23 protein-coding genes are annotated in these 26127 nt (G+C 58.8%); 15 read left to right on the plus strand and 8 right to left on the minus strand.

Translation table 11 applies throughout. The features are described 5' to 3' along the window. Nucleotides 1-33: 33 nt before the first annotated feature. Nucleotides 34-2160 carry a bifunctional diguanylate cyclase/phosphodiesterase gene (locus N2601_RS21485; RefSeq protein WP_260304830.1) on the minus strand — a complete coding sequence of 709 codons (2127 nt, stop codon included), beginning with the start codon at nucleotides 2158-2160 and terminating at the stop codon, nucleotides 34-36. Nucleotides 2161-2532: 372 nt separating this feature from the next. On the opposite strand from N2601_RS21485, the gene N2601_RS21490 reads away from it, so the two are divergent. The 12 genes from N2601_RS21490 (at nucleotide 2533) to N2601_RS21545 (ending at nucleotide 14348) form a co-directional block, all read left to right on the plus strand. Next, complete coding sequence (locus N2601_RS21490) at nucleotides 2533-3228, plus strand: GntR family transcriptional regulator (protein WP_260304831.1); 696 nt, start codon at nucleotides 2533-2535, stop codon at nucleotides 3226-3228. 502 nt (nucleotides 3229-3730) lie between these two features. Further along, nucleotides 3731-4333, plus strand: coding sequence for an amino acid synthesis family protein (locus tag N2601_RS21495; RefSeq protein WP_260304832.1), 603 nt, complete (start codon nucleotides 3731-3733; stop codon nucleotides 4331-4333). A 16-nt stretch (nucleotides 4334-4349) separates the two neighbouring features. Beyond that, the gene (locus tag N2601_RS21500; protein ID WP_260304833.1) at nucleotides 4350-5192 is read left to right on the plus strand and encodes an alpha/beta fold hydrolase; all 843 of its coding nucleotides are present in this window, start codon (nucleotides 4350-4352) and stop codon (nucleotides 5190-5192) included. Beyond that, nucleotides 5189-6124, plus strand: a complete 936-nt coding sequence (locus N2601_RS21505; RefSeq protein ID WP_260304834.1) for a flavin reductase family protein — start codon at nucleotides 5189-5191, stop codon at nucleotides 6122-6124. Before N2601_RS21500 ends, N2601_RS21505 begins: the two co-directional genes overlap by 4 nt. Beyond that, entirely contained in the window at nucleotides 6121-7161 is a 1041-nt protein-coding gene (locus N2601_RS21510) for an LLM class flavin-dependent oxidoreductase (protein ID WP_260304835.1), read from the plus strand. Before N2601_RS21505 ends, N2601_RS21510 begins: the two co-directional genes overlap by 4 nt. A 6-nt stretch (nucleotides 7162-7167) precedes the next feature. Then, entirely contained in the window at nucleotides 7168-8631 is a 1464-nt protein-coding gene (locus N2601_RS21515) for an aldehyde dehydrogenase (protein WP_260304836.1), read from the plus strand. Nucleotides 8632-8636: 5 nt separating this feature from the next. Further along, the gene (locus tag N2601_RS21520) at nucleotides 8637-8969 is read left to right on the plus strand and encodes an NIPSNAP family protein (protein ID WP_104826382.1); all 333 of its coding nucleotides are present in this window, start codon (nucleotides 8637-8639) and stop codon (nucleotides 8967-8969) included. Between the two features lie 39 nt (nucleotides 8970-9008). After that, entirely contained in the window at nucleotides 9009-10019 is a 1011-nt protein-coding gene (locus N2601_RS21525) for a polyamine ABC transporter substrate-binding protein (protein WP_260304837.1), read from the plus strand. Nucleotides 10020-10138: 119 nt separating this feature from the next. After that, nucleotides 10139-11011, plus strand: coding sequence for an ABC transporter permease (locus N2601_RS21530; protein ID WP_260304838.1), 873 nt, complete (start codon nucleotides 10139-10141; stop codon nucleotides 11009-11011). Between the two features lies 1 nt (nucleotide 11012). Continuing rightward, the gene (locus N2601_RS21535; protein WP_260304839.1) at nucleotides 11013-11813 is read left to right on the plus strand and encodes an ABC transporter permease; all 801 of its coding nucleotides are present in this window, start codon (nucleotides 11013-11015) and stop codon (nucleotides 11811-11813) included. Next, the gene (locus N2601_RS21540; RefSeq protein WP_104826386.1) at nucleotides 11810-12886 is read left to right on the plus strand and encodes an ABC transporter ATP-binding protein; all 1077 of its coding nucleotides are present in this window, start codon (nucleotides 11810-11812) and stop codon (nucleotides 12884-12886) included. The genes N2601_RS21535 and N2601_RS21540 overlap by 4 nt, the downstream gene beginning before the upstream one ends. A gap of 10 nt (nucleotides 12887-12896) precedes the next feature. Then, nucleotides 12897-14348 carry an NAD-dependent succinate-semialdehyde dehydrogenase gene (locus N2601_RS21545; protein WP_260304840.1) on the plus strand — a complete coding sequence of 484 codons (1452 nt, stop codon included), beginning with the start codon at nucleotides 12897-12899 and terminating at the stop codon, nucleotides 14346-14348. Between the two features lie 92 nt (nucleotides 14349-14440). On the opposite strand, the gene mug is transcribed toward N2601_RS21545, so the two are convergent. Beyond that, complete coding sequence (gene mug / locus N2601_RS21550; protein WP_260305222.1) at nucleotides 14441-14947, minus strand: G/U mismatch-specific DNA glycosylase; 507 nt, start codon at nucleotides 14945-14947, stop codon at nucleotides 14441-14443. A gap of 282 nt (nucleotides 14948-15229) precedes the next feature. Between mug and N2601_RS21555 the strand changes: the two genes are divergently transcribed. Next, on the plus strand, nucleotides 15230-16876 hold the full coding sequence (locus tag N2601_RS21555; RefSeq protein WP_104826388.1) for an acetolactate synthase large subunit: 1647 nt from the start codon (nucleotides 15230-15232) through the stop codon (nucleotides 16874-16876). Nucleotides 16877-16909: 33 nt separating this feature from the next. On the opposite strand, the gene N2601_RS21560 is transcribed toward N2601_RS21555, so the two are convergent. Both N2601_RS21560 and N2601_RS21565 read right to left on the minus strand, forming a co-directional pair. After that, nucleotides 16910-18286 carry an ATP-binding protein gene (locus N2601_RS21560; protein WP_104826389.1) on the minus strand — a complete coding sequence of 459 codons (1377 nt, stop codon included), beginning with the start codon at nucleotides 18284-18286 and terminating at the stop codon, nucleotides 16910-16912. Beyond that, nucleotides 18283-19005: a response regulator gene (locus tag N2601_RS21565; RefSeq protein WP_104826390.1), complete on the minus strand. Its 723-nt coding sequence runs from the start codon at nucleotides 19003-19005 to the stop codon at nucleotides 18283-18285. The genes N2601_RS21560 and N2601_RS21565 overlap by 4 nt, the downstream gene beginning before the upstream one ends. 452 nt (nucleotides 19006-19457) lie before the next feature. Between N2601_RS21565 and N2601_RS21570 the strand changes: the two genes are divergently transcribed. Further along, complete coding sequence (locus N2601_RS21570) at nucleotides 19458-20075, plus strand: outer membrane protein (protein WP_260304841.1); 618 nt, start codon at nucleotides 19458-19460, stop codon at nucleotides 20073-20075. A 202-nt stretch (nucleotides 20076-20277) separates the two neighbouring features. On the opposite strand, the gene N2601_RS21575 is transcribed toward N2601_RS21570, so the two are convergent. Beyond that, nucleotides 20278-21087, minus strand: coding sequence for an EF-hand domain-containing protein (locus N2601_RS21575; protein ID WP_260304842.1), 810 nt, complete (start codon nucleotides 21085-21087; stop codon nucleotides 20278-20280). Between the two features lie 470 nt (nucleotides 21088-21557). Here N2601_RS21575 and N2601_RS21580 point away from each other — a divergent pair, with 470 nt between their 5' ends. Next, nucleotides 21558-22316: a hypothetical protein gene (locus N2601_RS21580; RefSeq protein WP_104826394.1), complete on the plus strand. Its 759-nt coding sequence runs from the start codon at nucleotides 21558-21560 to the stop codon at nucleotides 22314-22316. Nucleotides 22317-22388: 72 nt separating this feature from the next. Here the strand turns inward: N2601_RS21580 and fhuB are convergent, their stop codons facing one another. From fhuB to N2601_RS21595, 3 genes are read right to left on the minus strand one after another with little or no spacing between them, the layout of a single operon-like run. After that, entirely contained in the window at nucleotides 22389-24359 is a 1971-nt protein-coding gene (gene fhuB, locus N2601_RS21585) for a Fe(3+)-hydroxamate ABC transporter permease FhuB (RefSeq protein ID WP_260304843.1), read from the minus strand. Then, nucleotides 24356-25204, minus strand: a complete 849-nt coding sequence (locus N2601_RS21590; RefSeq protein ID WP_260304844.1) for an iron-siderophore ABC transporter substrate-binding protein — start codon at nucleotides 25202-25204, stop codon at nucleotides 24356-24358. Before N2601_RS21590 ends, fhuB begins: the two co-directional genes overlap by 4 nt. A 46-nt stretch (nucleotides 25205-25250) precedes the next feature. Beyond that, nucleotides 25251-26063 (minus strand): ABC transporter ATP-binding protein, encoded by an 813-nt coding sequence (locus N2601_RS21595; protein ID WP_445945027.1) that lies wholly within the window; start codon nucleotides 26061-26063, stop codon nucleotides 25251-25253. Between the last annotated feature and the right edge of the window lie 64 nt (nucleotides 26064-26127).

Genomic DNA, 26127 nt, shown 5'->3' on the forward strand with positions numbered 1-26127 from the left:
CTCGACGGCTCGATTAGCTCAGAGGCTGATAGATCACGCGGCTGAGTTGCGCTGACGGAGCTTTTCGCCGATTTCACTGGACGACATAGGCTTGCCGACTAGGTAGCCCTGCAATTGGTCGCAGCCGGAGGCTCGCAGTATTTCCGCCTGGCGAAGATTCTCGATCCCCTCGGCCGTCACCGGAATTTCAAGCGCCGTTGCCAAAGCGACCGTGGCGCGCAGAATATCGATGCCGTTGGCGTTCTCTTCCAGGCCCAACACCAGCGACCGGTCGATCTTCATGCGATCGAATCCGAATTGCCGCAAGGCGCCGATACTTGCATAGCCGCAGCCGAAGTCATCGAGCGCGAATTTGATGCCGATGCGCCGGAGCACATCGATTGATCGGCGCGCCTGGTCAGGATTGGTCATCAGGACGCCCTCGGTTATTTCCAGCGTCAGGCGAGTGGGATCGAAAGCGGATTCATCAAGGACTGCCGTGACTTGTGCGGCAAAGTCCGGATTGCAGAGCTGGATGGGCGAGACATTGACCGAAAGCGCCAGGTACGGCCAGGCCTTCGCATGCTGGATCGACGTCCGTAGCATATGAACGCCCAATGCATCGATAAGGCCGGACTTTTCGGCAAGCGGAATAAAAACTTCCGGGCTGATGCTTCCAGCCGCACTTCGCCAGCGTGCGAGAGCCTCAAGACCAATGATTGCACCCGTTGATGCCGACACGAGCGGCTGGAAAACCGGTTCGATCGCGCCGCTATTGATAGCGTTTCTCAGCTCGCCTTCCAGTTCGGCGATACGCTGGCGCTCGCGATCCAGTTCGAGATCGTAGGTAACGGCCTGGCCCTTGCCATTTTCTTTGGCGCGGTAAAGAGCGATATCGGCTCTGCGCAGAAGCTCCAGTGGCGCGATATTGCCGATGCGGCCCGCCACGCCAATGCTCGTCCCGACTTCGATCGTGCGCCCGCCAATTTTGAAGGGATTGCGAAAAAGTTTGAGAATGGATTCTTCTATATCTCGATGTGGAGCGGATCCGACCTGCACCAACGCGAACTCGTCACCGCCTAACCTTGCAGAATCATGGATTTCGGGATGACAGCCCTGCAGCGCTTTTGCGACAATCCGGATCAGTTCGTCTCCGACTGCATGTCCCCACGCATCGTTGACAGCTTTGAAACCGTCGAGATCGATCATGTAGAGCGATGCTGGCAAGCTGGTATTGTCCAGTTGATCCAGCATCCCAAGAAGGCCGTGTCTGTTCAGCAGGCCGCTCAAACTGTCATGACCTGCTTCAAATCTGGCCGCCTCGGCCAAACGGCGGAGACGCCCGGCTTCGGACGCGCCTGCAAGCAGGACGGCTGCCAGAAAAAGGGCGAGGATGCTGGCGGCGGCAGTCACATAGGGATAGACCTTGTCAAAAATGGCGTTCCCCGGAGCCTTGCTAGGCCAAACGAGATAGCCGATGACCGTGCCACCCATGTCCTTGATCGGGGAATTCAACTGGTTCGGTTCGGGCGTCGCCTGGAGCCGCAGACCGTCAAGCTCGTGCTCATCCGAGAGTGCATCGATGACCTCTGGGGTCAGCTCTTTAAAGAAAGTCAAAACGCTGAGCTTCGGAAGCTCGCCCTTCGCTTCGAAGGGTTGTATTGCCTGTGATGCCACAAGCAGGATTCCCGCCTCAGTCTTGAAGAAATTGAGCAAGGGTGCTGGCTGCGGGGTGGCGGCAGCTTCAATCTGGCGGTCGAAGCCGGCTCCGAAATAGTCGCGCGGCTGAAAGGGTTTGCCCTTCAGATAGGCGGAAACCGCATTGCCATCGGGCCCGATTACAACGGCACCATCATAGAGTGAATAATCCGCGCTAGTTTTGCCCCAATTCTCAAAGGCCCAATCCGCAGCGGCAGCCGAGCCAATAGCAGCATAGGCATCATCCCAGACGGCATTGTCTTTCATCGTGCCGCTGAGCTTGGCCATGAACGAAATGATCGCGGCACGCGCAGCGCGGTCTGCCCGCGCATCGTCGATTTCGTTCGCTGACCGTGTCATCGTCGCGACCACATGCGCCACGAGGCCGGTCAACACCAACGCGACGGCGATGAAGCACACCGTTATCGCGATCACGGAAGAAGTTTGGGCACGGAAATGGCGGGGCGTCGGATTGGAAGACATGAGGATACGCAAACTCAGATTGACAGGTCATGCCTTGGGGGACGGCAGGAGACATCATGTCCGCTATGCGCTGCCTTTGAATTCTACCGTCTGAAGCCATAAACCATTATTAACAACGCGTAGCGCAGCGTAGTCTTCACGAAAAATCCTGCGCGAATCGGCTAGGCGCAGCGCAATTTGCTCGGTCTGCTCGATAGAGGCGGATTGGCCGGCAGGAAGCCTAAGCATCCGAACGCATGGGCGGACAGTCTTGCACACTGGTTGAATTGCCAACCGCCGACAGTGTGTGGTACGCCATAATACGATTCTAATAAAGTCGATTGCCGAACGGAAGTCGAGCGTGCGAAACACGTCCAATACTGAGGTGCAAGAATGAGCGGTGCTCTAAAGGACGCGGCGATCAGAGTGGAGCGTCCCGCAAAAACGCTGCGAGAGCTCGCGCTCGATAAGGTCCGCGAAGCCATCGTGAGCGGATATTTTCGCCCGGGAGATCGACTTGTCGAACGCGACATGTGTGCTCAGCTCGGCGTGAGCCGGACGATTGTGCGCGAGGTTCTGCGGCATCTGGAATCGGAAGGGCTGGTCGCCAATCTGCCAAACAAGGGCCCGATCGTCGCCCAGCTCGATCTCGACGAGGCCAAGCAGATCTACGAGATCCGCGGTGTGCTCGAAGGTATGGCGGCGCGACTGTGCGCGCAGCGCGGAAGTCCGGAGATCGTCGCAGCGCTGGAGGCGTCGCTGCAGGGTATCCGCGATAGCTACCGCGACAAGGACATGCCCGGAGTGCTCGCGCACACATCTTCTTTCTATCAGACGCTGTTCACGATGGTCGACAGGCATGTCGCCTGGGGCGTCGTCAATCTCCTCACCGTGCGCATAAATCATCTTCGGTCGATGACGATCAAGACGGAAAATCGCGACATCGAGGGCCCGCGCCAAATGGCGAAGATCGTGGACGCGATCCGCCGTGGTGACGGGGAGGGTGCCTACAAGGCCGCCATGGACCATGTTGCCGCCGCCAGCGCCATTGCGGAAGCGGTTCTCTCCGCTAAGGAATCCGCCGATTAGGCCTGTAAACGCTCCCTGCATGCAGTCCGGGAGCGATTGGAACCTCTTTCGATCTTCAATTTCGATCTGATTGGGCCCGCGAGTCTCCTCGCGGGCGCTCCCGCGACTCCGCAAAATACGGCAAACCCCACATTGCAAGCTTGACACCCAACTTTGCTCAATGTGATGGTATGCCATAATAAGTAATAAGGTGGAGCGTCATATGAAATGCATTGCCGTGCCTGCCCAACGCTCGTCTAACATTCATCGACACCGCTGAAGCGCTGCAGGCCTGTCGCGACGAACCTAGCCTAGCCACTACTCGTTCGAAGGCCCAAGTGGCCGACTCTGAGCGATCTGGGAAGTTCGTTGTAGATGGCATAGCGCGAGCGCTAATCTAATTATTTGTTTTCACATAATTTTTTCCGACATTCACCTTGAATCTTCTTAGCCGGGAGAAATCGGCTTGACACTTTAATATTATGGCATACCATAATACACAACGTCAGAATTGAGGTGTTCGATGACTATCCAAATTCGTAAGACCGGGCTGCAGATCGAGACGACGCTGATCGAGGGCGGTAAGCCGGCGCAGGTTCCCCTGAAGCTGTTTTCCGCCTACGCCGTTGTGAAAAATCCCTGGGCCGGACGTGGCTTCGTCGAAGACTTGAAGCCCGAAATTCACGCGGTCGCTCCGATCCTTGGCGAGCTGCTGACGAAGATGATCATCGAGGCCGTTGGCTCCGGCGATGCCGTCGAAGCATACGGAAAATCAGCGGTGGTCGGCCTGGATGGCGAGCTCGAGCATGCATCGGCACTGATTCACACGCTTCGCTTCGGCAATCATTATCGCCATGCGGTCGGCGCCAAATCCTATCTCGCCTTCTGCAATACGCGCGGCCCCGCCAATTCTCCGATCATGATCCCGCTGATGGACAAGAACGATGAAGGGCGCCGCTCGCATTACCTGACGATCCAGACCGCAATTCCAGATGCACCGGCCGCCGACGAAATTGTCGTCGCGCTTGGTGCGTCCGTGGGCGGGCGTCCGCATCATCGCATTGGCGATCGCTACCAGGATCTCAAGGATCTGGGCCAAGACGTCGCCAACCCCGCCGGCGTTTGAAAGGCTGGGCGCTGATATGCTGACCGTTGGATCAAACACGCAAGGCGCCTCCCGAAAGATCGACTGGGTCTTCGCGAGGAACAAGACTGCCCGCGGAACGGCTTATTACGAAGCCGGAAGCGGTGAGCCGCTTGTCCTGATCCACGGTGTCGGCATGCGGCTTGAAGCGTGGGCGCCGCAGATATCAGCCTTTGCTGGAAGCCATCGCGTAATCGCCGTCGACATGCCCGGGCATGGTGAAAGTGCCGGATTGCCGGTCGGAAGCCACCTTGAGGAATTCGTCGCCTGGTTTGGGCATTTCCTAGACGAGATGGCGATTGAGACCGCAAATGTTGCCGGCCACTCGATGGGTGCATTGGTGTCCGGAGGGGCGGCTGCAACGTTCGGCAGCCGTATCAAGCGTGTGGCATATCTCAACGGCGTCTACCGGCGTGACCCGGAGGCAAAGGCGGCGGTGCTCGCGCGCGCGGCTGCCATTCCCCTGACGGGTGTGGACAAGGAAGGCCCGCTACTTCGATGGTTCGGCGACGATCCCGACAGTGTCGTTGCGCGCGACCTGACGCGGCAATGGCTGAGCCTTGTCGATCCGCAGGGCTATGCCGTCGCTTATTCGGCATTTGCCGAAGGGGACGAGACCTATGCGGATCGCTGGAAGGACGTCAAGGGACCGGCGTTGTTTCTGACGGGATCGGATGACCCCAATTCGACGCCGCTGATGGCGACCCAAATGGCGGCACTTGCGCCCCATGGTTGGGCGCGGATCGTCGAAGGCCATCGCCATATGGTCAATCTGACCGCACCCGACACCGTAAATGCGCTGCTCGCCGAATGGCTTTCAGAGGGGGAGGATGTGAAATGACCCTACAGCTTGCGGACCCAAGAGCGCTTCGCGATGCTTTCGGCGCCTTCGCGACAGGGGTAACGGTCGTGACCGCCCAGGATGCGGACGGAAAGCCTATCGGCTTCACGGCAAATTCCTTTACGTCGGTGTCGCTCGATCCACCTCTTTTGCTTGTTTGCCTGGCTAAGACCTCCCGTAACTACGCGACCATGACGAGCGCGAAGCATTTCGCCATCAATGTTCTGTCGGAAAGCCAGAAGGATGTGTCCAATACCTTCGCGCGCCCGGTCGAAGATCGGTTCGCGCTGGTCGATTGGCAGGCGGGCGCCGCAGGCTGCCCAATCTTGGCGAACGTTGCGGCGTGGTTCGAGTGCGCCCTGGAAAAATTGGTCGAAGCCGGTGACCACGTCATCCTGATGGGGCGGATCGAAGCCTTCGAAAACAGCGGGCTGAACGGATTGGGTTATGCCCGCGGCGGCTACTTTACGCCGATCCTCGCCAGCAAGGCCGTTTCGGCTGCAGCCGAAGGGAATATCGAACTCGCAGCCGTTCTGGAGCATCATGGCGAGGTTCTTCTCATCGGCGATGAGATCCTTTCGCTGCCGAGCTGTGATGGCAAGGAGGGAAGCCCTGCCGACATACTTCGCGATTATCTGGAAGAACTCACGGGGCTTTCGGTGACGATCGGCTTCCTCTACTCGGTTTACGAAGGCAAGAGCGATGGAAAGCAACACATCGTCTACCGCGCCTTCGCCTCGGAAGGCGAGCCGCGCAATGGCAGGTTCCTGAAACCCGACACGTTGGCCAAGGCCCATTTCAAGACAAGTTCGACCGCCGACATCGTTGCGCGCTTCGCGGTTGAGAGCCAGCTCGGCAATTTTGGCGTTTATTTCGGCGACGAGACCGTCGGCACGGTCCGTTCGGTTCCAGCAAAGGCAGCACAGCCATGAAATTCTCTCTCTTTGTTCATATGGAGCGTCTCGACGCCGGCCAGAGCCACAAGAGCCTCTATGACGAGTTCGTGGCTCTCTGTGAAATCGCCGATAAGGGTGGCATGCATGCCATATGGACGGGCGAACATCACGGCATGGATTTCACCATCGCGCCCAATCCTTTCGTGACCATCGCCGATCTGGCGCGCCGCACATCGCGGGCAAGGCTTGGGACGGGAACGGTGATCGCGCCGTTCTGGCATCCGATCAAGCTCGCCGGCGAGGCGGCCATGACCGACATCATCTGTGACGGGCGGCTCGATATCGGCATTGCGCGCGGCGCCTATTCCTTCGAATACGAGCGCCTGCTTCCCGGCCTCGACGCCTGGGGCGCCGGCCAGCGGATGCGCGAGCTCATTCCAGCGGTCAAGGGCATATGGAACGGCGACTATGCCCATGACGGGGAGTTTTTCAAATTCCCTTCGACCACTTCGGCGCCGAAACCGCTGCAGCAGCCGAACCCGCCGATCTGGGTTGCTGCGCGCGACCCGAATTCGCATGAGTTCGCCGTTGCCAATGGCTGCAACGTCCAGGTGACGCCGCTCTGGCAGGGCGATGACGAAGTCGTGGCGCTGATGGGCCGCTTCAACGATGCCTGCGCCAAGAATCCCGATATCGACCGACCCAAGATCATGCTGCTGCGCCATACCTATGTCGGCTCATCCGAGGAGGACATCGCGCAGGCAGCCCACGAACTGAGCGTTTATTACAACTACTTCTTCGCCTGGTTCAAAAACGAGAAGCCTGTCAAGCAGGGCCTGATCGAGCGGATCCCGGAGGAGGAGATCAGCGCGAACCCGATGCTTTCCGATGCGGTCATGCGCACCAACAACGTCGTCGGCAATGCCGAGACCGTTATCGCCCGCCTGAAGACCTACGAATCCATGGGCTATGACGAATATTCCTTCTGGATCGACACGGGCATGTCCTTCGAGCGCAAGAAGGCTTCGCTCGAACGCTTCATTGCCGAGGTCATGCCGGCATTTGCGGAGTAAACCCCCATGCAACGCTTCCAGTCCTACATCGACGGCGAATTCGTAGACGGAGAGGCCCGGTTTGCAAGCGTCGATCCGGCGACCGGCGAAATCTGGGCCGAGATGCCGGAGGCGCGCGAGAAGGATGTCGATCGTGCCGTAGATGCGGCGGAGAAGGCGCTCTATGACGGACCCTGGTCGAAATTGACGGCCACCCAGCGCGGCAAGCTCCTTTACAAGCTTGCTGATCTGGTTGCAGCCAATGCGCAGAAGCTGGCCGAGCTGGAGACCCGCGATACCGGCAAGATCATTCGCGAGACTTCGGCGCAGATCGCCTATGTTGCCGATTATTATCGCTATTATGCCGGGATCGCCGACAAGATCGAGGGTTCCTATCTTCCGATCGACAAGCCTGACATGGATGTCTGGCTGCGCCGCGAACCGATCGGCGTCGTCGCCATGGTCGTGCCCTGGAACAGCCAGCTCTTCCTGTCGGCCGTCAAAATCGGCCCGGCGCTGGCCGCCGGCTGCACCATGGTCGTCAAGGCATCGGAGGACGGACCGGCGCCGCTTCTGGAGTTTGCGCGCCTCGTCGACGAGGCAGGCTTTCCCGCCGGCGTCGTCAATATCATTACCGGTTTCGGCCCCGCCTGCGGCTCCGCTCTCAGCCGGCACCCGAAGGTCGCCCATATCGCATTCACCGGCGGGCCGGAAACGGCGCGTCATATCGTGCGCAATTCGGCGGAAAATCTCGCCTCCACCTCGCTTGAGCTCGGCGGCAAGTCGCCCTTCATCGTCTTTGCCGATGCCGATCTCGAAAGTGCCGCTAATGCGCAGGTTGCCGGTATCTTCGCGGCAACCGGACAAAGCTGCGTCGCCGGCTCGCGGCTAATCGTCGAGCGAAGCGTCAAGGAACGCTTCCTGGCGATGCTGAAGGCCAAGGCGGAGGCGATCCGCATCGGCTCGCCGCTGGACATGGCGACGGAAGTGGGGCCGCTGGCAACGAAACGTCAGCAGGATCATGTTGCGGCGCTCGTCGAACGATCCGTGCAGAGCGGCGCCCGCCTTGTCACCGGCGGCGAACGGCCTGACGGCGCGGGTTATTATTTCCGGCCGACGATCCTCGATTGCGACGATGTCGCCTCGCCATCGCTTGCCGAGGAGTTCTTCGGCCCGGTTCTGTCGGTGGTATCGTTCGAAACTGAAGCAGAAGCGCTGAAGATCGCCAACGATACGCGCTATGGTCTTGCCTCGGGCGTTTTCACCCAGAATCTCACGCGAGCCCACCGCCTGATGAAGGGCATCCGGGCGGGTATCGTCTGGGTCAATACCTATCGCGCCGTATCGCCGATTGCACCTTTCGGCGGCTTTGGCCTTTCCGGCCATGGCCGGGAAGGCGGCTTGGCCGCGGCCCTCGATTTTACCCGCACGAAGACAATCTGGCTCAGGACGTCGGACGATCCGATCCCCGATCCTTTCGTCATGAGGTGACGCCGATGTTCTATGAAATCCGGACTTATCGGCTGAAGAACGGTGCAATCCCGCAATATCTGAAGGTCGTCGAGGAAGAAGGGATCGCCATTCAGAAAGCTCATCTCGGCAATCTGGTCGGCTATTTCTTTTCGGAGATCGGGACCATCAACGAGATCGTTCACATCTGGGCCTATGAAAGCCTCGATGATCGCGAGGCAAGGCGCCAGAGATTGGCGACCGACCCGCAATGGCAGGCCTTCCTGCCGAAGATACGCGACCTGATCGAAGTGGCCGAGAACAAGATTATGAAGCCGGCAGGTTTCTCCCCTCTGGGGAAGAGCCCGCCAGCCGCATAAGGCATGCCTGTAAGACACCAAGTATAAGGACAAGGGAACATGAAACGTACAATCGCACTGGCGGCTTTCGCCGCAATAATGGCTGTGTCCGGGGCCGCAAAGGCCGAAACGATGGTCTTCACGAGCTGGGGAGGAACCACGCAGGACGCACAGAAGGTCGCCTGGGCCAATCCGTTTGCAGACAAGACCGGCACCGTCGTCGCACAGGATGGACCTACCGATTACGGCAAGCTGAAAGCCATGGTCGAAGCGGGCCAGGTCAGTTGGGATGTCGTCGACGTCGAGGGCGACTATGCCGCCCAGGCGGGCAAGGACGGGCTGCTGGAAAAACTGGATTTCTCCGTTATCGACAAGTCCAAGCTCGACCCTCGTTTCGTCACGGACTATTCGGTCGGCAGCTTCTACTATTCCTTCGTGATCGGCTGCAATGCGGACGCCGTGAGCGCCTGCCCCAAGACCTGGGCCGATCTCTTCGACACGGCGAAATTTCCCGGTAAGCGTACCTTCTACAAATGGTCGGCCCCGGGCGTGATCGAGGCGGCGTTGCTGGCCGATGGCGTTCCTGCCGACAAGCTCTACCCGCTGGATCTCGATCGGGCATTCAAGAAGCTGGATACGATCAAATCTGACATCATCTGGTGGTCCAGCGGCGCCCAGTCGCAGCAGCTTCTCGCATCCGCCGAGGCCCCGTTCGGCAGCCTGTGGAATGGCCGCATGACCGCGCTCGCCGCCAGCGGCATCAAGACGGAAACCTCTTGGGAGCAGAACATCACGGCGGCCGACTCGCTGGTCATTCCGAAGGGTGCACCGAACCTTGAAACCGCGATGAAGTTCATTGCGCTTGCAACGTCGGCCCAGCCGCAGGCCGATCTTGCCAAGGCGACCGGCTACGCACCCATCAACATCGACTCGGCCAAGCTGATGGACCCGGCAATAGCCAAGACCTTGCCGGACCAGCAGACCGCCAGCCAAGTCAATGCAAGCATGAAGTATTGGGCCGAAAATCGCGATGAAATCGGCAAGCGGTGGTATGCTTGGCAGGCCAAATAAGTTGAAGAAACTCCGAGGCTTCACCGCGGGCGTCGTTCCGCCCGCGGTGTCTGACGCAGGTTCGAAATCTTCCTCGGAGCTGGCGCCGTTGTCTGATCCTACGGCGGGAAAGGATTGCCATGTCGACTTACATTGACGTCGCCAGTGAAACTGCGACTACGTCCAAGGCCGTCAGGCCTGCGGGCTTAGGCGAAATTATGCCGGCGCTGATTTTTGTTGGGATCTTCTTCATTGTACCGGTCGTCGCCCTTTTGCTGCGAAGCGTGCTGGAACCGGTTGTGGGCTTCGGCAACTATGCTGAACTCCTGGGTTCGGCGACGTATCTGAAGATATTCGCCAACACCTTCATTGTCTCCGGCCTTGTGACGGCAATTTCGCTGCTGATCGGCTTTCCCGTCGCCTGGACGCTGGCAATCATGCCGACAAGGCTGGCTTCGGTGATTTTCGCAGTCTTGCTGCTGTCGATGTGGACCAATCTGCTAGCACGAACCTATGCCTGGATGGTCCTGCTTCAGCGTACCGGGCTGATCAACAAGATGTTGATTGGAATGGGACTGATCGACCGGCCGCTGCCGCTCGTCAACAATCTGACCGGTGTAACGATCGGCATGACCTATATCATGCTGCCTTTCATCATCCTGCCCCTCTATGGCGTCATCAAGAAGATCGACCCGGCCATCCTGCAGGCGGCGGCACTTTGCGGCGCGAACCGCTGGCAATGTCTTACGCGCGTCCTTCTGCCTTTGGCTGCGCGAGGCATGGTCGCGGGTGCCTTGATGGTCTTCGTCATGTCCCTCGGCTATTACGTTACCCCGTCGCTTCTCGGCGGCACGGCGAACATGATGCTGGCCGAACTGATCGCCCAGTTCGTGCAGTCCCTGGTCAACTGGGGAATGGGCGGTGCCGCGGCCCTGGTTCTCCTCGTCGTCACGCTTTCGCTCTATGCGGTCCAATTGCGGCTGTTCGGCGTGCAGAACACGGGAGGGCGCTGACATGCTGCTCAATTTCGATCGCCTCGGCTGGTGGAAATATGTGCTTGTGGCGGTGACCGTCTTGACGGCAGCCTTCTTGCTGCTGCCGATCCTCTTCATCGCGGCGCTTTCCTTCGGATCTTCGCAGTGGCTGATCTTTCCGCCTCCGGGCTGGACGCTACAATGGTACAGCCAGCTTTTCGCCGATCCGCAATGGCTGGGATCCGCCTGGACGAGCTTCAGGATCGCCTCGATCGTCACGGTTCTTTCCGTGCTGCTTGGGCTGATTACTTCATTCGGTCTGGTGCGTGGAACTTTCTTGTTCCGCGACGCGCTGAAGGCGCTTTTCCTGACGCCGATGATCCTGCCTGTCGTCGTCCTCGCCGTTGCTCTCTATGCCTTCTTCCTGAGGATGGGTCTCGGCGGCACCATGATTGGCTTTGTCATTTCGCATCTCGTGCTGGCACTGCCCTTCTCCATCCTTTCGATATCCAATGCGCTCGAAGGGTTCGACAAATCCATCGAGGATGCCGCGGTGCTGTGCGGTGCGTCGCCTCTTGAGGCGAAGATCAGGGTGACCCTGCCGGCCATCAGCCATGGACTGTTTTCCGCGGCTGTCTTCTCGTTCCTGACATCCTGGGATGAAGTGGTGGTGGCGATCTTCATGGCGAGCCCCACACTGCAGACGCTGCCGGTGAAGGTATGGTCCACCCTCAGGCAAGATCTGACGCCGGTCATCGCTGCGGCATCGTCCCTTCTCATCCTCTTGACGATCACTTTGATGGCGCTTGTCGCGATCGCACGCAAGGTACTGAAATCATGAACGAATCTTTCCTACAGATCAGAGGCATCCGCAAGGAATACGGTCCTGTCGTCGCGGTGCAAGATGTCAATCTCGAGGTCCAGCGTGGCGAGTTCCTGACCTTTCTCGGGCCGTCCGGTTCGGGCAAAAGCACGACCCTCTACATATTGGCGGGCTTCGAAAACCCGACGAAAGGCGACATAAGCCTCAACGGGCAAACGCTGCTTTCGACCCCGTCGCATAAGCGCAATATCGGCATGGTCTTCCAGCGGTACACCTTGTTTCCGCATTTGACGGTCGGTGAAAACATCGCTTTTCCGCTCAAGGTACGGCGCAAGTCCAAGGCGGAAGTCGATAGCAAGGTCAAGGAAATGCTGCGGCTTGTCAGGCTTGAGGGATTTGAGGATCGCAAGCCCGCGCAGATGTCGGGCGGCCAGCAGCAGCGCGTCGCGCTCGCCAGGGCTCTCGCCTATGATCCGCCGGTGCTTTTGATGGACGAGCCGCTTTCGGCACTCGACAAGAAGCTTCGCGAAGAAATCCAGCACGAGATACGCCGGATTCACCAACAGACCGAGGTGACGATCCTCTACGTCACGCACGATCAGGAGGAGGCCCTGCGTCTCTCCGATCGCATTGCGGTGTTCTCCAAGGGCGTCATCGACCAGATCGGAACCGGACCGGAACTCTACGCCAATCCACGCACCCGCTTTGTTGCCGAATTCATCGGCGACAGCGACTTCATTTCCTGCGATCTGCTGTCATCGACGGATGGACACGCGACGATCTCGCTTGGTGGCGACGCGGTCTTCAGAATTCCGGTGCATGGCCAGGCCATCTCCGGAAAGAGGGGAGCGTTGATGCTGAGGCCCGAACGCATTCGCTTGTCGCGAAACCGAGTGCAGAAAGGCAGCCTTGCGGCGACTGTCAGCGATATCACTTTCCTCGGCAATAACGTTCATGTTGCCACCGAAACCGCCGCAGGCGAGGCCCTGGCCGTGCGCCTTCCCTTCGGCCATGAAGCAATTACCGGGCTCAGCCGTGGCGAACAGGTGCATCTGGATTTCGATCCGGATGCCGCTCACGTATTTTGCTGAAAGTCGTCACATGAAGCTCCATGATTTGTCACTGTTTCGTCAGGCCTGTCCGGTTGCGGGCAATTGGATAGAGGCGAAGGACCATCAGGCGACAACCATCCGCAATCCGGCCACGGGCGAGGCACTCGGCTTGGTTCCGGATCTGGGTGCTGCCGAAACCGAGGACGCCATCCGCGCCGCCGTCATCGCTCAGAAGCTCTGGGCAAAGAAGACCGCGGGGGAGCGCGCCACCATATTGAAGGCGTGGTACCGCCTGATGATCGAAAATCTCGATGACCTGGCGATGATCCTGACATTGGAGCAGGGAAAACCCCTGGCCGAGGCCAAGGGGGAAATCGCCTATGGCGCGAGCTTCATCGAATGGTTCGCCGAAGAGGCGAGGCGCATCAACGGCGAGACCATACCCGGCCATCAGCAGGACAAGCGGATCCTTGTCCTACGCCAGCCTGCAGGTGTTGTCGCTGCCATCACGCCCTGGAACTTTCCAAATGCCATGGTGACCCGCAAGGTCGGCCCGGCGCTTGCCGCTGGCTGCGCGGTCGTGCTCAAGCCGGCGCCGCAGACGCCTTTTTCCGCGATCGCGCTTGCCGTTCTTGCTGAGCGCGCGGGTCTGCCGTCGGGCCTCCTCAACATCGTCACCGGTGATGCCGCCGCAATTGGCGGGACGTTGACTGCAAGCCCAGCCATCAGGGTTCTGACCTTCACCGGTTCCACGCGCACGGGTGAACTGCTTTACCGGCAATGCGCGCCGACGATCAAGAAGCTCGGTCTCGAGCTTGGCGGTAATGCACCTTTCATCGTGTTTGACGACGCGGATCTCGACGCAGCGGTCGAGGGCGCGATCATCGCCAAGTTCCGCAACAATGGGCAAACCTGCGTTTGCGCCAACCGGCTGTATGTGCAGGATGGTGTCTATGAAGCTTTTGCAGCCAAGCTCGCCGACGCGGTTGAAAAACTGAAGGTTGGCAACGGGCTGGATCAAGGTGTCGTCCTTGGCCCGCTGATCGACCGGAACGCCGTCCTCAAGGTTGAGGCGCATATTCGCGACGCGTTGGATAAGGGTGCTGAGGTCCTCTCAGGCGGCAATCGTCATACTCTTGGCGGCAATTTCTTTGAGCCGACAGTCCTTCGCAACGTCGACGGCAGCATGCAGCTTGCCAGCGAGGAGACCTTTGGGCCAGTCGCGCCGCTCTTCCGCTTCCGCGACGAGAGCGACGTCATCGAACTGGCAAATGACACCGAGTTCGGGCTCGCCTCCTATTTCTATGCACGAGATTTGTCGCGCGTATTCCGGGTGGCGGAAGCGTTGGAATACGGGATGGTCGGCGTCAACACCGGTCTGATTTCCACCGCTGAGGCGCCTTTTGGCGGCGTGAAAATGTCCGGTTTGGGTCGGGAGGGCTCACGCCACGGCATCGACGAATATACCGAGCTGAAATACGTCTGTTTGGGCGGCATATAGTCTCTTTTGCAGGAAGCGGAGGCCCCTGTTCCACAGGGAAGGTTCCTCAGCGTTGCACTACGGCGGCTCGATGGAATTGATTGTCATGCCAGCTAAAGCGTCAATTTCAGCTCGCGGTAGTGTTCCGTCAATCTCGCCAGGTTGAAGGCCCTGTTGAGCCCGCTTGGATTTGGAAGCACCCAGATTGAAACGCCCGCAAATTCGTCCGGCTGCCTGCCCCATTCGACATGCGTTCGGAGGCTGATCGCCGCGTATGCTGCCTTTCCCAGAAAGGCGAGATTTGCCGGTGCGAAGTTTCTTATCTTGCTTTCCAGTGCAGGAGCCGCGTTGACGTAATCGTGGTTCTTAAGCTCACTGGCGCTTTTGGTGGGCCGTGAGACCGCCGATGTCAGGCCCAGGCCATATGTCAGCATCTCGCGCTCTTCGTCCGCCCGCAGCAGGCGGGGTGTAAATCCGGCGAGATGCAATACACGCCAAAAGCGGTTGCTTCGGTTCGAGAAGTTATGGCCGTCCCGAGCAGCGGAAAGGGCTGGATTCAACCCGCAGAAAACCACGGAGAGGCAAGGCGCAAGGATTTCCGCCAGCCCGCCCGCCTGCATTGCGGCGTCGACTGGATCATGCGTGTCCTTGGCTGAAGTATTTTCTTGCATACCAAACTTCGCTTTGGAAATGACGGTGGAGACGGGGGTGCGTGCGGCGCCGTCAGCAAGTCTACCGGCAAATTGTCGTCATTGTGGCAGGCAGCGGTGTCTGGCATTGCCCTTCAAGCCTGGCGTCAAACTACGATTGGACAGCTTCCCAAAAGAAGCTATCTTCAAGGTCTTCTTCCAATTCGGTAAGCCCCGACCGGTCGATCCGCCAACCAGCACGGACGTTCATCCATGACCAAAGGCTCTGATCTCTTAGTGGCCGCACTTGAGAATGAAGGTGTCGACCGCATTTTTGGCATTCCCGGCGAAGAGAACCTTGACGTTGTCGAGTCCATCCGCAAATCGTCAATCCAGTTGGTACTCACCCGGCATGAACAGGCAGCCGCCTTCATGGCAGCGACCTACGGCCGCCTGACGGGAAAGCCGGGAGTGTGCCTGACGACGCTTGGACCGGGTGCCCTGAACCTTTCGACGGGGGCGGCATATGCGTTGCTCGGTGCGATGCCGATGGTGATGATCACGGGTCAGAAGGGTGTCCTCTCGTCTCGTCAGGCGCGATTCCAGGTGGTCGACGTCGTTGCGTCGATGAAACCGCTTACCAAGCTGGCGCGGCAGATCGTGTCACCGCAGATGATCCCCACGATGGTCAGGGAAGCGTTCAGGATCGCGCAGGAAGAAAGACCAGGACCCGTTCATCTCGAGCTTCCAGAAGACATCGCAGCCGAAGAATGCCCGGAAATGGCACTCATCGCGCCGCATCAGCTCGAACTGCCGACCGCAAGCGACGCGGCGCTGGACCGCGCCGCCGCTCTCATCACTGCAGCCAAGCGTCCGCTTCTGATGTTTGGAGCTGCAGCCTCGCGCCCCCGCTCGACGTCAGACATCGCGCAATTTGTGATACGAACCCGCATCCCCTTCTTCACGACGCAGATGGGGAAGGGAACGGTTCCGGGCGGTACCGAGCTCTACATGGGCACCGCCGCGCTTTCTGAACGCGATTATGTGCACGAGGCGATCGAACAGGCCGATCTCATCATCACCATCGGCCATGACACAATCGAAAAACCGCCGTTCATCATGGGCAAGGACGGTCCGCATGTGGTCCATGTCGGATATCAGCCCGCCACCGTCGAACAGGTCTATTTCCCGCAAGCAGAAGTTATCGGAGATATCGGCCCATCGCTCAAGGCGCTGGCGGATCGCCTCGAGGGCAAACTGCCGAACGCAGAGGCTCTTCTTCATCTGCGGGAGCGCATTCTCGAACGCATCGCGGCGCGGGCGACGGAAGATCGTTTTACGCCCCAGCGCTTGGTCCATGATATCCGGGAAGTGATGCCGCATGATGGTATCCTTGCGCTCGACAACGGCATGTACAAGATATGGTTTGCCCGCAACTACCGGACGCGGATGGCGAACACGCTGTTGCTGGACAACGCTCTTGCAACCATGGGGGCTGGACTTCCATCGGCGATGGTTGCCTCGATGCTTTATCCCGAGCGGCGCGTCATGGCGATCTGTGGCGACGGCGGCTTCATGATGAACTCCCAGGAACTGGAGACTGCCGTCCGGTTGAAGCTCAACCTCGTCATCCTCGTGATCGAGGACAATGCCTACGGAATGATCCGCTGGAAGCAGGCCGTGGACGAGTTCCCGGATTTCGGAATGACGTTCGGCAATCCGGACTTCGTGAAATATGCCGAATCCTACGGTGCCAAGGGAATCAGGGTAGATGACATCGACCAGTTCAAACAGGCTCTCGAAGATGCATTCTCTGGATCTGGCGTTCATCTGGTGAACGTCCCGGTCGACTACTCGGAAAATGAGCGTGTGCTGGTTAAGGAGCTTCGCGAACGGCTCCCTGCAATATTGGAGGGATGAAATGTCGCTCACCTGAGGGGCGTCAGGCAGACTTCAGGTGATCGAAAATGTGGGGCCGGAGGTTACCGAAAGGCCGCCGGAGCCACTTTCGGGGACAAGAGGAAGAACGATTTCCGCCACCAGACCATTCGGCACTCGATCCAGCAAGGTTAGTTTCCCGCCATGTCCTTTCCTGATGATGCCTTCCGCTGTCGGGAGGCCGAGGCCAAAACCGCCTCCCGCTCCGGTCGTGCGAGCCTCGTCCGCTTTGAAAAAGGGCTCCAGCACCCGGGTCTTGAGCTCATCCGTCAAGCCCGGACCATTGTCGCTCACCCTTATAAATATCCCGTCATCGCCGGCATCCTGCAATTCGATGTCGATTTGCGTCGCATAGCGGGAAGCGTTTTCAACCAGATTGGATATTGCTCTCGTAAACGAGGGTCTGCACATATATTTTAGCCGCCGTGGCCCGGAGAACCGGACATCGATGCCGGTTTCCGAGAAATCCGTTGCAATCGTTTGCAGCAGGCTGGACAGGTCCACTTTTCGAGACGGTACGTTGTGGATCGCGTTTGTGAGAAACGCCAGACTCTCATCTATCATGCCATCCAGGACCGTCAGATCATGGAGCATCTTGTGCTGAAGCTCGGGCTGCTCGCAGCGCTCCACGCGCATTCGCAATCGCGTCAGTGGTGTCCTCAGATCATGGCTGATCGATGTGAGCATTCGCGTTCGACTTTCCGCCATCTGCAAGATCCGGCTTCGCATAATGTTCAGCGATGCGGCAAGGCTTCGAATTTCAGCGCTGCCTTCCGCTACGAACGGCTTTTCCAGGCTATCATCGGTACTTGCGCGTTCCGCCGCCGCCGTGAAGCGGCCCATGGGCCTGGTGATCAGCCAACTGCTGACATAGGCAAGCACGATCAAGGGAATGACAATTTTCAGAACTCCGCTTGCGACCGCGGGAAAGAACCACAAGGATCTTGGGAAGACCGGCATATGGAAAACAAGAGCCCGCTCCTTATCGACCATCACGATGAGAGGAACGGATTTTTCCTTGTCAAAGAGGTGGCGCAGACTTCCGAGGAAATCATCTTCCAGAGCGCGGCGCGTCCTCTGCAGAATGTCGGCCGATGTCGCTTCTGTCTCATCACGCGGAGAGATCTGGCTTACCGGCAGTTTTTCCACCGGGATCTGCAATCTCGCAGCCAAGCTCAAGGCTGCCTCTTCCTCTGCAGGAGATCGTGCGTCTCGGAATTGGTCGACCACACGCTCGATTCGCCCCGCCAGCAAACCAATCGCGATGCCCTTGTCATGACGGCCGTAGATGAACGGCTCGGTCGTCGCAGCAACCACCGAGACGAGAACGATCAGCAAGAGCGCCAGCACGAGAATCTGACTGCGGATGGAAGCCATGCGGAGACTTTTCACGGCAATTTCTCCACCATTGCTGCGAACAGGTAGCCTCCCAGCCGCACCGTCTTGATGAAAGCCGGGTCCTTGAGGTTCGGTTCGATCTTCTGTCGTATCCGGCTGATATGGACATCGATGCTGCGTTCGACCGGACCGGCCGATCCTGCGTGCGTCATGGACAGAAGCTGGTCGCGGGTCAGCACCTTGTTGGGATTGGTGCAGAACGCCCAGAGAAGGTCGAACTCGGCCGTTGTCATCGACACTTCATCGCCTTCAGCGTCGAAGAGCTGCCGGCTGTTGGGATCGATGCGCCAGCCGGCAAAAGTTAGCGGCCCGGACATCTCTTCCTCTCGCCGGGAAAACGATGCTCGGCGCAAAATGCTTTTGATGCGGGCGATTAGTTCTCGGGAGTTGAAGGGCTTGGTGACGTAGTCGTCAGCACCCAATTCAAGTCCAAGGACGCGATCGATATCCTCCCGCCGTGCGGTTAACATCAAAATGGGGATAGACCTCGTTGCCCGCAGACGCATGCAAATGCTAAATCCATCCTCGCCCGGCAGCATGCCGTCAAGAACGATCAGATCGAACCTGTATTGACGGAGCATTTGATCCATCTCGGCGCCATTTGCCACCGCTAAGGCATTGAAGCCGTTGTCTTTGATCAGCTCGACCAGCATAGCTGCGATATCGGCATCGTCTTCAACGATCAGGATATTGGATTGCTCGGAAGGCGCCATTTCAGATACCTTCCCACGGATTCGAGTGAGTGCCTCGAGTCATTTCCGTTTCAGCAATCATTCTGTCTGCGTGGGTCACGCCAACACTCCAACTAAACATTGCCCTCTCGTGGACTGCCGCGATGACGGCACCGTCAATCGCAATATTGATACAGCTCACCGAGTTCCGATGACCGGAAGTTCATAAAGATAGCAAAGGAATTTATGGAGCTGTGTGTGGAAATATTGAGATATGTTACGGAGCTTGCTGATCTCGGTGCCAATCCGTGCGAAATCGCGATCCGGTTCCACATGGTCGAGAAGCGATCGGATAGCCTCTGGATGCGGCCTCGCAACATAACTTAACATCAAAAGACACTCCGCAATATCGGCCTGGAGCATGGTGCATCGTCACGAGCGGGTCGAGCGTTTCGCATCGCCCTCTCTCTTGCAAAATAAGATGGGGCATCTCCATGCATTTCAGAATATTCGCTTTCGGCGCCGTCGTTCTCTCCCTGGCCACGCCGGCCATGGCTGCCGATATGACCTTGCAGCAGTCTGCGCCGCAGCCGGAGCAGCAGAACTATTCGACCTTTAACTGGTCCGGTTTCTATATTGGCGCCCAGGGAGGATATACTTGGAATAAAGCGACCTATTTGGGCTTGGACCAGAATATCAACAGCGGATCGGCTGGAGCTCATGCCGGCTATAATTTTCAGCACGGAAACATAGTTTACGGCATCGAGAACGACTTCAACTACAACTTCGAAAAAGGCAAGGAAGCAAATCTCGAATGGGATGCCTCCGGCCGTGCCCGTGTGGGCTACGCGCTGGATCAAAATCTGGTTTTCGCGACGGCTGGTCTTGCGGCTGCGGGCGGCAAGGTCGACGTCCCCGGAGCCGGCAAAAAGGATGATATCCTGATCGGCTGGACGGCAGGTGGCGGCATCGAGCACGCGTTCACCGACAATATCCTCGTCCGCGCCGAATACCGTTATTCTGATTTCGGGAACAAGGATTTTGGCTCTGAAATCGGAAAAGTCAGCGCCGACCAGCAAAAGATTACCTTCGGTGCAAGCTACAAGTTCTGAGAGAACTGCTCGGAACACTTTCTAGCCGCTGCTTCGCCCATTTGCCGTGGGCGAAGACGGTAGAAATCAAGCTGCCGGTTAAAGGCCCGCAAGCGTTCATAAAAGAACGGCCGGCAAACTTGAGCGCGAAGGTGATAACCTCACTGCTCAAGTTGCCGACAGATAGAAACGACCGAGTTTAAACCGCTGCCGTCATTTTTGATCAGACGGTAAGCAGGTCGCTCGTCGTATCATCCTGGTAGTTTGAGCCAAACAGCGAGCCGAAATCGGGAAGCTGCGGTGGCTGCGCCTTCATCGAGCTCTCAAGCTGGCTCTCCGTCAGCGACCCCGAGCTTGTCGTATCCAGACTATCGAACAGGGTCGTCGCTTGCTCTTCGCTCACGTCGGACGGACGTGCGGCGACGAATTCCGCTTCGCTGACGCTGCCGTCACCATCCGTATCCATTGAGGTGAACATGCTGGAGATCTCGCTGTCATCAGGCGTTTCCCCGGAAGGCGGTGGCGGCGGCGGTTCATTGGACTGCATTGCGCTTGCCAACTGGTCTTCCGTCAACGATCCGGTGTTGCTGGTATCAAAGCTTTTAAACAGTGTCGTCGCCTGATCCTCGCTTACATCGGATGGTCTTGCGGCGACGAATTCGGCTTCGCTGATGCTGCCGTCACCATCCGTATCCATCGCGCTGATCATGTCGTTCTGGCTGCCATTCGGGCCGGCAGACTGTTGAGTAGCCGAGGAGGTGCTGCTGGAGCTGTCATCCGAGTCCGACGAGGAATCGTCGCCGGAAGCGCCCGACTGCAGGTTGAGCATCATGTTCATGAGCTGCGCAACCAGTTGCTCGGCCGACGATGTCAGGGACTGATCATCCGTCGAAGAAGAAGAGGACGACGAGCTTTTGCTGGACGAACTGCTGCCCAGAATCGACGCGATCGAATCGTCCGACGAGGACGATGTCGAGCCGGATTTTTGATATTGGTAATAACTATTTGATAAGACGGATGTAATGCTCGTCAAGGGGGCCTCCAGATGCGAGCGTTGACATAGACTCCTGGTTTTTACGCTTACTGATGCTACTCTTGGCGCCGTGCTGCGTTCGATGAACGCGGTAGCGCATCTTTCGAGATCAATGCAGACGGATACCAAATACTGGAGGCTAAACTTGTTCAGGGTCCTCGTTTGCGCGACTGCGCGACCGGAAGACGGATGAAAAGATAAGCCACGACAGTTGCCGCCATCATGGCGTCTTTGGCAGTCCACGTTCTCGTCTGGTACTCCCCAACGGCCTGAACCTGCACAGGAAAACTTGCGCGAACCTTGTAAAGTCCCGCCGGCACGCCCGTTTCCACCGCCACGAGAGCGAGCACCACATCAGATTGCCAAGCCGAGTTTTCGGGAAACAAATTTCAATAATTCGGTACACACAGAAACATCGAATCTCCCTAGATTCCGTGCGGCATGCGCGGCGGAAAAGGGATATTTGGCGAATGACGGAAAATCGGCTTGTCTTCATAGCCACCCCTTGTTTCGGGGGCATGGTCGCCAAGGACTATATGCAATCCATCATTTCCCTGATGCAGGTTGGCGGGCAGTTTGGCGTGCAATTGACGCTGGCGCTGCTCGGCAACGATGCGCTGATCACCCGCAGCCGCAACACGCTCGTCTCGCATTTTCTCAATGATACTGCGGCGACTCATATGCTGTTCATCGATGCGGACATCAGCTTCGAACCGGAGCAGGTAATGCGGCTGCTGGATGCCGACAAGGATGTGGTCGCCGCCATGTATCCGATCAAGGACTACGACTGGGGCAATGCCGCCAAGGCGCCCTTGCGGAACGCTGAAACTCTGGCGGAAGCGGCATTGCATTATGTGGGCACCCCGCTGACCGGTCCCTACGCTGAATGGGACGGCGATTTCGTCACCGCGATCTATGCCGGCACCGGCATGCTTCTCATCAAGCGCGCCGTCATCGAAAAAATGATCGCCGCCTATCCCGGCCTGCGCTACGACGCGATCCACGCCTATCCCGGCACCAAACGCTCGCCGACCACGCAATATGCGCTGTTTGAATGCCTTATCGAGGAAGAAACCGGCATCTATTTGAGCGAGGACTTTGCCTTCTGTCATCGCTGGCGTGCTCTTGGCGGAGAGATCTGGCTCGATACTGGCAGCAAGCTCAGCCACACCGGCGCCCATCGTTTCGCCGGCAATCCTCAGCCGCGCTACGAAACCCTAAAGGCCTGAAGAAGCAGGACTTGCGATAAATCGCTGAATGATCTGTCGACTAACCCCATGTCTGGCCGGCAATGAGGTCGGTCAGCTCTTTCTTCGCAGCATCATCATAAGAAAAGGCGCGCCGACGAGGGCCGAGACGAGGCCGGCGGGTATCTGGTATGGCCAGACGATGGTACGGCCGATGAAGTCGGCAAGGACCATCAGCGCGCCGCCGATGGCAGCCGCCCCCGCCATTTGTGGGAGCGCGCGGACAAGCCCCGCTTCCCGTGCCAGATGAGGCCCCATAAGGCCGACGAATGTCAGGGGACCGACGCTCAATGTTGCCGCTGCGCTCATCAGCCCGGCAAGACCAAAGAGCAGGAAACGGGACTTGCGGACCGGAATGCCGACGGCGAGCGCTGGCGATGGACCGAGCGGTAGGATATCCAGCCAGCGTCGGGCAAGGAAAGCCGCCGCGGTCAGAATTGCGGCCGCGATGGTAACGGTCGCGGCGGAACGGCCGTCGACGCCGTAGGTCGAACCGCTCATCCAGCGCATCAGGAGGACGGCGCGCGGATCGCCCGTAGAGCTCAGGACACCGACAATGGCATCGACCATGGCGCTCAGGGAGATGCCGGCAAGGAGGACACGCTCCGGCGCCAGTCCCGTGCGCATGGAGCTGAGGAGAATCACGGCCAGAACGACAAGCGCGCCAATGGCCGCGAAGGTCAATTGTCCTGCAAGTCCCGGAACGAAGATGAAGACAGCAATGGCGACGCCAAAGGTCGCGCCTGCGCTGATGCCCAACACTTCCGGGCTCGCCATCTCGTTGCCGGTGATTCTCTGCAGAATGACGCCCGCGACGGCGAGCATTGCGCCCGAGGACAGCGCCGCAAAAACCTTAGGCAGCCGCATCGGGATAATCTCGCCAAAGAGCGCCGCATGCGGGAGGCCCCAGCTTCCATCGATGCCGCGTCCGACGAACACAGCGACGACGAGCGCCACGAATAACAGGCAGAGTGCGACGGCAAGCGTGTTCGTTCCGGCCGGTGCCCATGAACGCGCGCGTTCTTTCATCTGCAACGCCCGATGCCGGACCTTCAGCCGGGGAAGCAGCAGTAAAAGCAGCGGCGAGCCGAAGATCGCCGTCACCGCGCCTGTGGGCAAGAATTCTCCCAATTCACCAGCAACGAGCTGGATGGAGGCGTCGGCAATCAGCAACAGCCCGGCGCCGATCAAAGGCGACCACAACAGCAATTGCTGCGGTCGCCGCGCCCCGGAAAGCCGGGCAATCGTCGGCGCGACCAGACCAATGAAGCCGATAACCCCGACCGCGCTGGTTACAATTGCGGCAAGCGCGACCGCACCACCAACGACGATAAAGCGCAGCCGGACAAGGCGAACCCCGAGGGCCGATGCCGTGCCTTCGCCGAGATCGAGAAGAGAGAGCGGCCGCATGACGAGCGCGCAGATAATGGCGATGATCGCCGTCTTCCAGAGAAGCGACACTGGAATGACCCAACTCTGCTGCGCAAGCGATCCCGCGCCCCAGATGAAGAGGCTGACGAGATAGCGCTCGTTCAGAAGGGTGAGGATCGCCGACAGGGCGCCGCACCAAAGACTGATGACGAGACCCGACAACACCAGCGAAAAGGGTGAGAAGCCGCGCCGCGCCCCAAGGCTCATGACGATGCAGGCGACGACCGCGCTTCCCCCGAGCGCGACCAGATCCCGGCCTAGCCCTAGCAAGCCCGGAAAGAACAAGGTCGTGACGACCAGCGCCAGATTGGCACCGGCGGAAATTCCGAGCGTTGTCGGATCGGCAAGGGGATTGCGCAGAACCTGCTGGAGGAGAGCGCCGGCCAGCGAAAGCGCCGCGCCGGCGAGCAGCGCCGTCGCAAGGCGAGGGAGCGTCGAATAGAAAAGGACCATTCTCGGCACGTCATAGCCAGCCTGGCTTTTCACTTCGAGCGAATGGATGACGAGGAGCCACGACAGGAGAGCGCCTGCGCCGAGAAGCACCAGCGCCACGATTGCGGGTCCGAATGCGAACCTTCCAAAAATCCTGTTCATTCCTTGGGATCCAAAAGGTCGGTCAACAGGCGGGCGAACCGCATCGCCTCATTGACCATGCCGAACATCAACGCAGGGGGAAGGATTGAGAGATGTCCTGGCCGGGCAAACGGCAGGCTTTGCCAAAGGGGGCTTTGCATGATTTTAGGCAGGACATCAGCAGGTATCGGCTCGAAGGCGACTAGACGCGCATCGGGATCGGCAATGCGGGAAAGGTTCTCGATCGCGATCGTCTGGAAGCCCCAATAGTTCGATTCCTCGGTCCAGGCGTTTCGCACGCCGATGCGCTCGAGAACGTTATGATAGAGACCCGGGCTCGCATAGATTCGAGCATGGCGCGCGTCCATGAAGTTGACGAGCGCTACGGGAGGAGGGGATTTCGCGGCAAGACGGGCGTGGCATTCGGCGAAGAAAGCATCCGCATGCGCGAGAAAACCTTCTGCCTCCGCTTTCCGGTCGATCGCAGTCCCGAGTTTTCTTGTCGCCGCGATGGCCGCCGGCAGTATCGGGCCAATACCGGGCGCGTAGATCTCGAGGCGGACGACCTTTGCGACCTGCTTTAGCTTCGGCAGGAGTTCGTCGAGATAGGGTGTCGTCAGAATGATATCCGGCTTGAGGGCAACAAGGAGTTCGAAGTTGACCTCCCACGAGCTGCCGAGGTTCACGACGGACGGAGGCATTGCCGGCTCGACCACCCATTTATCCCAATCGGCAAGATCGGAAACTGCCAGCGGAACGACGCCAAGCGACAGAAGCGTCGATGCGAGACCGTAGTCGAGGCTGACGATTCGCGGCGCGGATTGCGCAAGAACCGGCGCGTTGCCCGCGACCGCCGCGGCCGCCATTGCTCGCAGCAGGGCCCGACGTGAGAACGCGGAAAGAGAAATGGAATCAGCAGGCATAGGCGAGCGGATAGCCGGTCTTCGGCGCGGCGATGACATCCATGTCGATGCCGTAGATTTCCTGCAGTCGCTCACGCATCAGGATCTCGTCCGGCTTTCCGCTGGCGACGACGCGACCACGTTTTAGTGCGCAGATGCGATCGCAGAAGCGAGCAGCCATGTTGATGTCATGAAGGACGATGATCACGCTGAGGCCTTTTTCATGGGAGAGCCTGCGCACCAGCGACAGAACCTCGATCTGATGGGCAATGTCGAGAGCCGCGGTCGGTTCATCCAGCAGCAGGCACTCGGTATCCTGCGCGACCAGCATGGCGAGCCATGCTCGCTGCCGTTCGCCGCCGGAAAGCGTTGCCACGGTGCGGTCGGCCAGAGGTTCGAGATGCGTCAGGGCAAGCGCTTGCTCCACCTTTTCCCCATCTGTCCTAGAGAAGCGCCCAAGAGGGCCATGCCAAGGATAACGCCCACAGCGCACCAACTCCCGAACCGTCATGTCGGCGCTGGCGCTCACATCCTGCGGCAGATAGGCGACGGACTGCGCAAAGGCGCGTTCCGGAAATAGGCGGACGTCCCGCCCGGCATAACTCGCCGAACCCGCCGTCGGCAGGATCTGCCGGCCGAGGATTTTCAGCAGGCTGGATTTTCCCGAACCGTTATGCCCGACAAGCGCGACGAACTCACCTTTTGGAAACGACAGATCAACATCGCTTAGAATGTCGTTTCCGTCGATCGAAAGCCGAATGCGATGCGCTGCGAACGCCTCGGTCGAGGCAGTTGCGCCAGCTATGTCGTTGTGATTTTCCACGTGTCGTCCCTCGCGGCAAGGTGCTGTCGGTACTAAAGATGACTTGTGTTATCAAGTATTATTT

Origin of the sequence: Rhizobium sp. CB3060, from assembly GCF_025200735.1 — a bacterium.
In the GTDB taxonomy this organism is placed as follows: domain Bacteria; phylum Pseudomonadota; class Alphaproteobacteria; order Rhizobiales; family Rhizobiaceae; genus Rhizobium.

Excerpts from the sequence above, each read along its gene's own strand:
- N2601_RS21555 (WP_104826388.1), top strand. The coding sequence starts at position 15,230 with ATGACCAAAGGCTCTGATCTCTTAGTGGCCGCACTTGAGAATGAAGGT.
- N2601_RS21580 (WP_104826394.1), top strand. The coding sequence starts at position 21,558 with ATGACGGAAAATCGGCTTGTCTTCATAGCCACCCCTTGTTTCGGGGGC.
- N2601_RS21565 (WP_104826390.1), bottom strand. The coding sequence starts at position 19,005 with ATGGCGCCTTCCGAGCAATCCAATATCCTGATCGTTGAAGACGATGCC.
- N2601_RS21505 (WP_260304834.1), top strand. The coding sequence starts at position 5,189 with ATGACCCTACAGCTTGCGGACCCAAGAGCGCTTCGCGATGCTTTCGGC.
- N2601_RS21510 (WP_260304835.1), top strand. The coding sequence starts at position 6,121 with ATGAAATTCTCTCTCTTTGTTCATATGGAGCGTCTCGACGCCGGCCAG.
- N2601_RS21520 (WP_104826382.1), top strand. The coding sequence starts at position 8,637 with ATGTTCTATGAAATCCGGACTTATCGGCTGAAGAACGGTGCAATCCCG.
- N2601_RS21500 (WP_260304833.1), top strand. The coding sequence starts at position 4,350 with ATGCTGACCGTTGGATCAAACACGCAAGGCGCCTCCCGAAAGATCGAC.
- N2601_RS21525 (WP_260304837.1), top strand. The coding sequence starts at position 9,009 with ATGAAACGTACAATCGCACTGGCGGCTTTCGCCGCAATAATGGCTGTG.
- N2601_RS21485 (WP_260304830.1), bottom strand. The coding sequence starts at position 2,160 with ATGTCTTCCAATCCGACGCCCCGCCATTTCCGTGCCCAAACTTCTTCC.
- mug (WP_260305222.1), bottom strand. The coding sequence starts at position 14,947 with ATGCAGGCGGGCGGGCTGGCGGAAATCCTTGCGCCTTGCCTCTCCGTG.
- N2601_RS21530 (WP_260304838.1), top strand. The coding sequence starts at position 10,139 with ATGTCGACTTACATTGACGTCGCCAGTGAAACTGCGACTACGTCCAAG.
- N2601_RS21570 (WP_260304841.1), top strand. The coding sequence starts at position 19,458 with ATGCATTTCAGAATATTCGCTTTCGGCGCCGTCGTTCTCTCCCTGGCC.
- N2601_RS21535 (WP_260304839.1), top strand. The coding sequence starts at position 11,013 with ATGCTGCTCAATTTCGATCGCCTCGGCTGGTGGAAATATGTGCTTGTG.
- N2601_RS21490 (WP_260304831.1), top strand. The coding sequence starts at position 2,533 with ATGAGCGGTGCTCTAAAGGACGCGGCGATCAGAGTGGAGCGTCCCGCA.
- N2601_RS21545 (WP_260304840.1), top strand. The coding sequence starts at position 12,897 with ATGAAGCTCCATGATTTGTCACTGTTTCGTCAGGCCTGTCCGGTTGCG.
- N2601_RS21590 (WP_260304844.1), bottom strand. The coding sequence starts at position 25,204 with ATGGCGGCCGCGGCGGTCGCGGGCAACGCGCCGGTTCTTGCGCAATCC.
- N2601_RS21515 (WP_260304836.1), top strand. The coding sequence starts at position 7,168 with ATGCAACGCTTCCAGTCCTACATCGACGGCGAATTCGTAGACGGAGAG.
- N2601_RS21495 (WP_260304832.1), top strand. The coding sequence starts at position 3,731 with ATGACTATCCAAATTCGTAAGACCGGGCTGCAGATCGAGACGACGCTG.
- N2601_RS21540 (WP_104826386.1), top strand. The coding sequence starts at position 11,810 with ATGAACGAATCTTTCCTACAGATCAGAGGCATCCGCAAGGAATACGGT.
- fhuB (WP_260304843.1), bottom strand. The coding sequence starts at position 24,359 with ATGAACAGGATTTTTGGAAGGTTCGCATTCGGACCCGCAATCGTGGCG.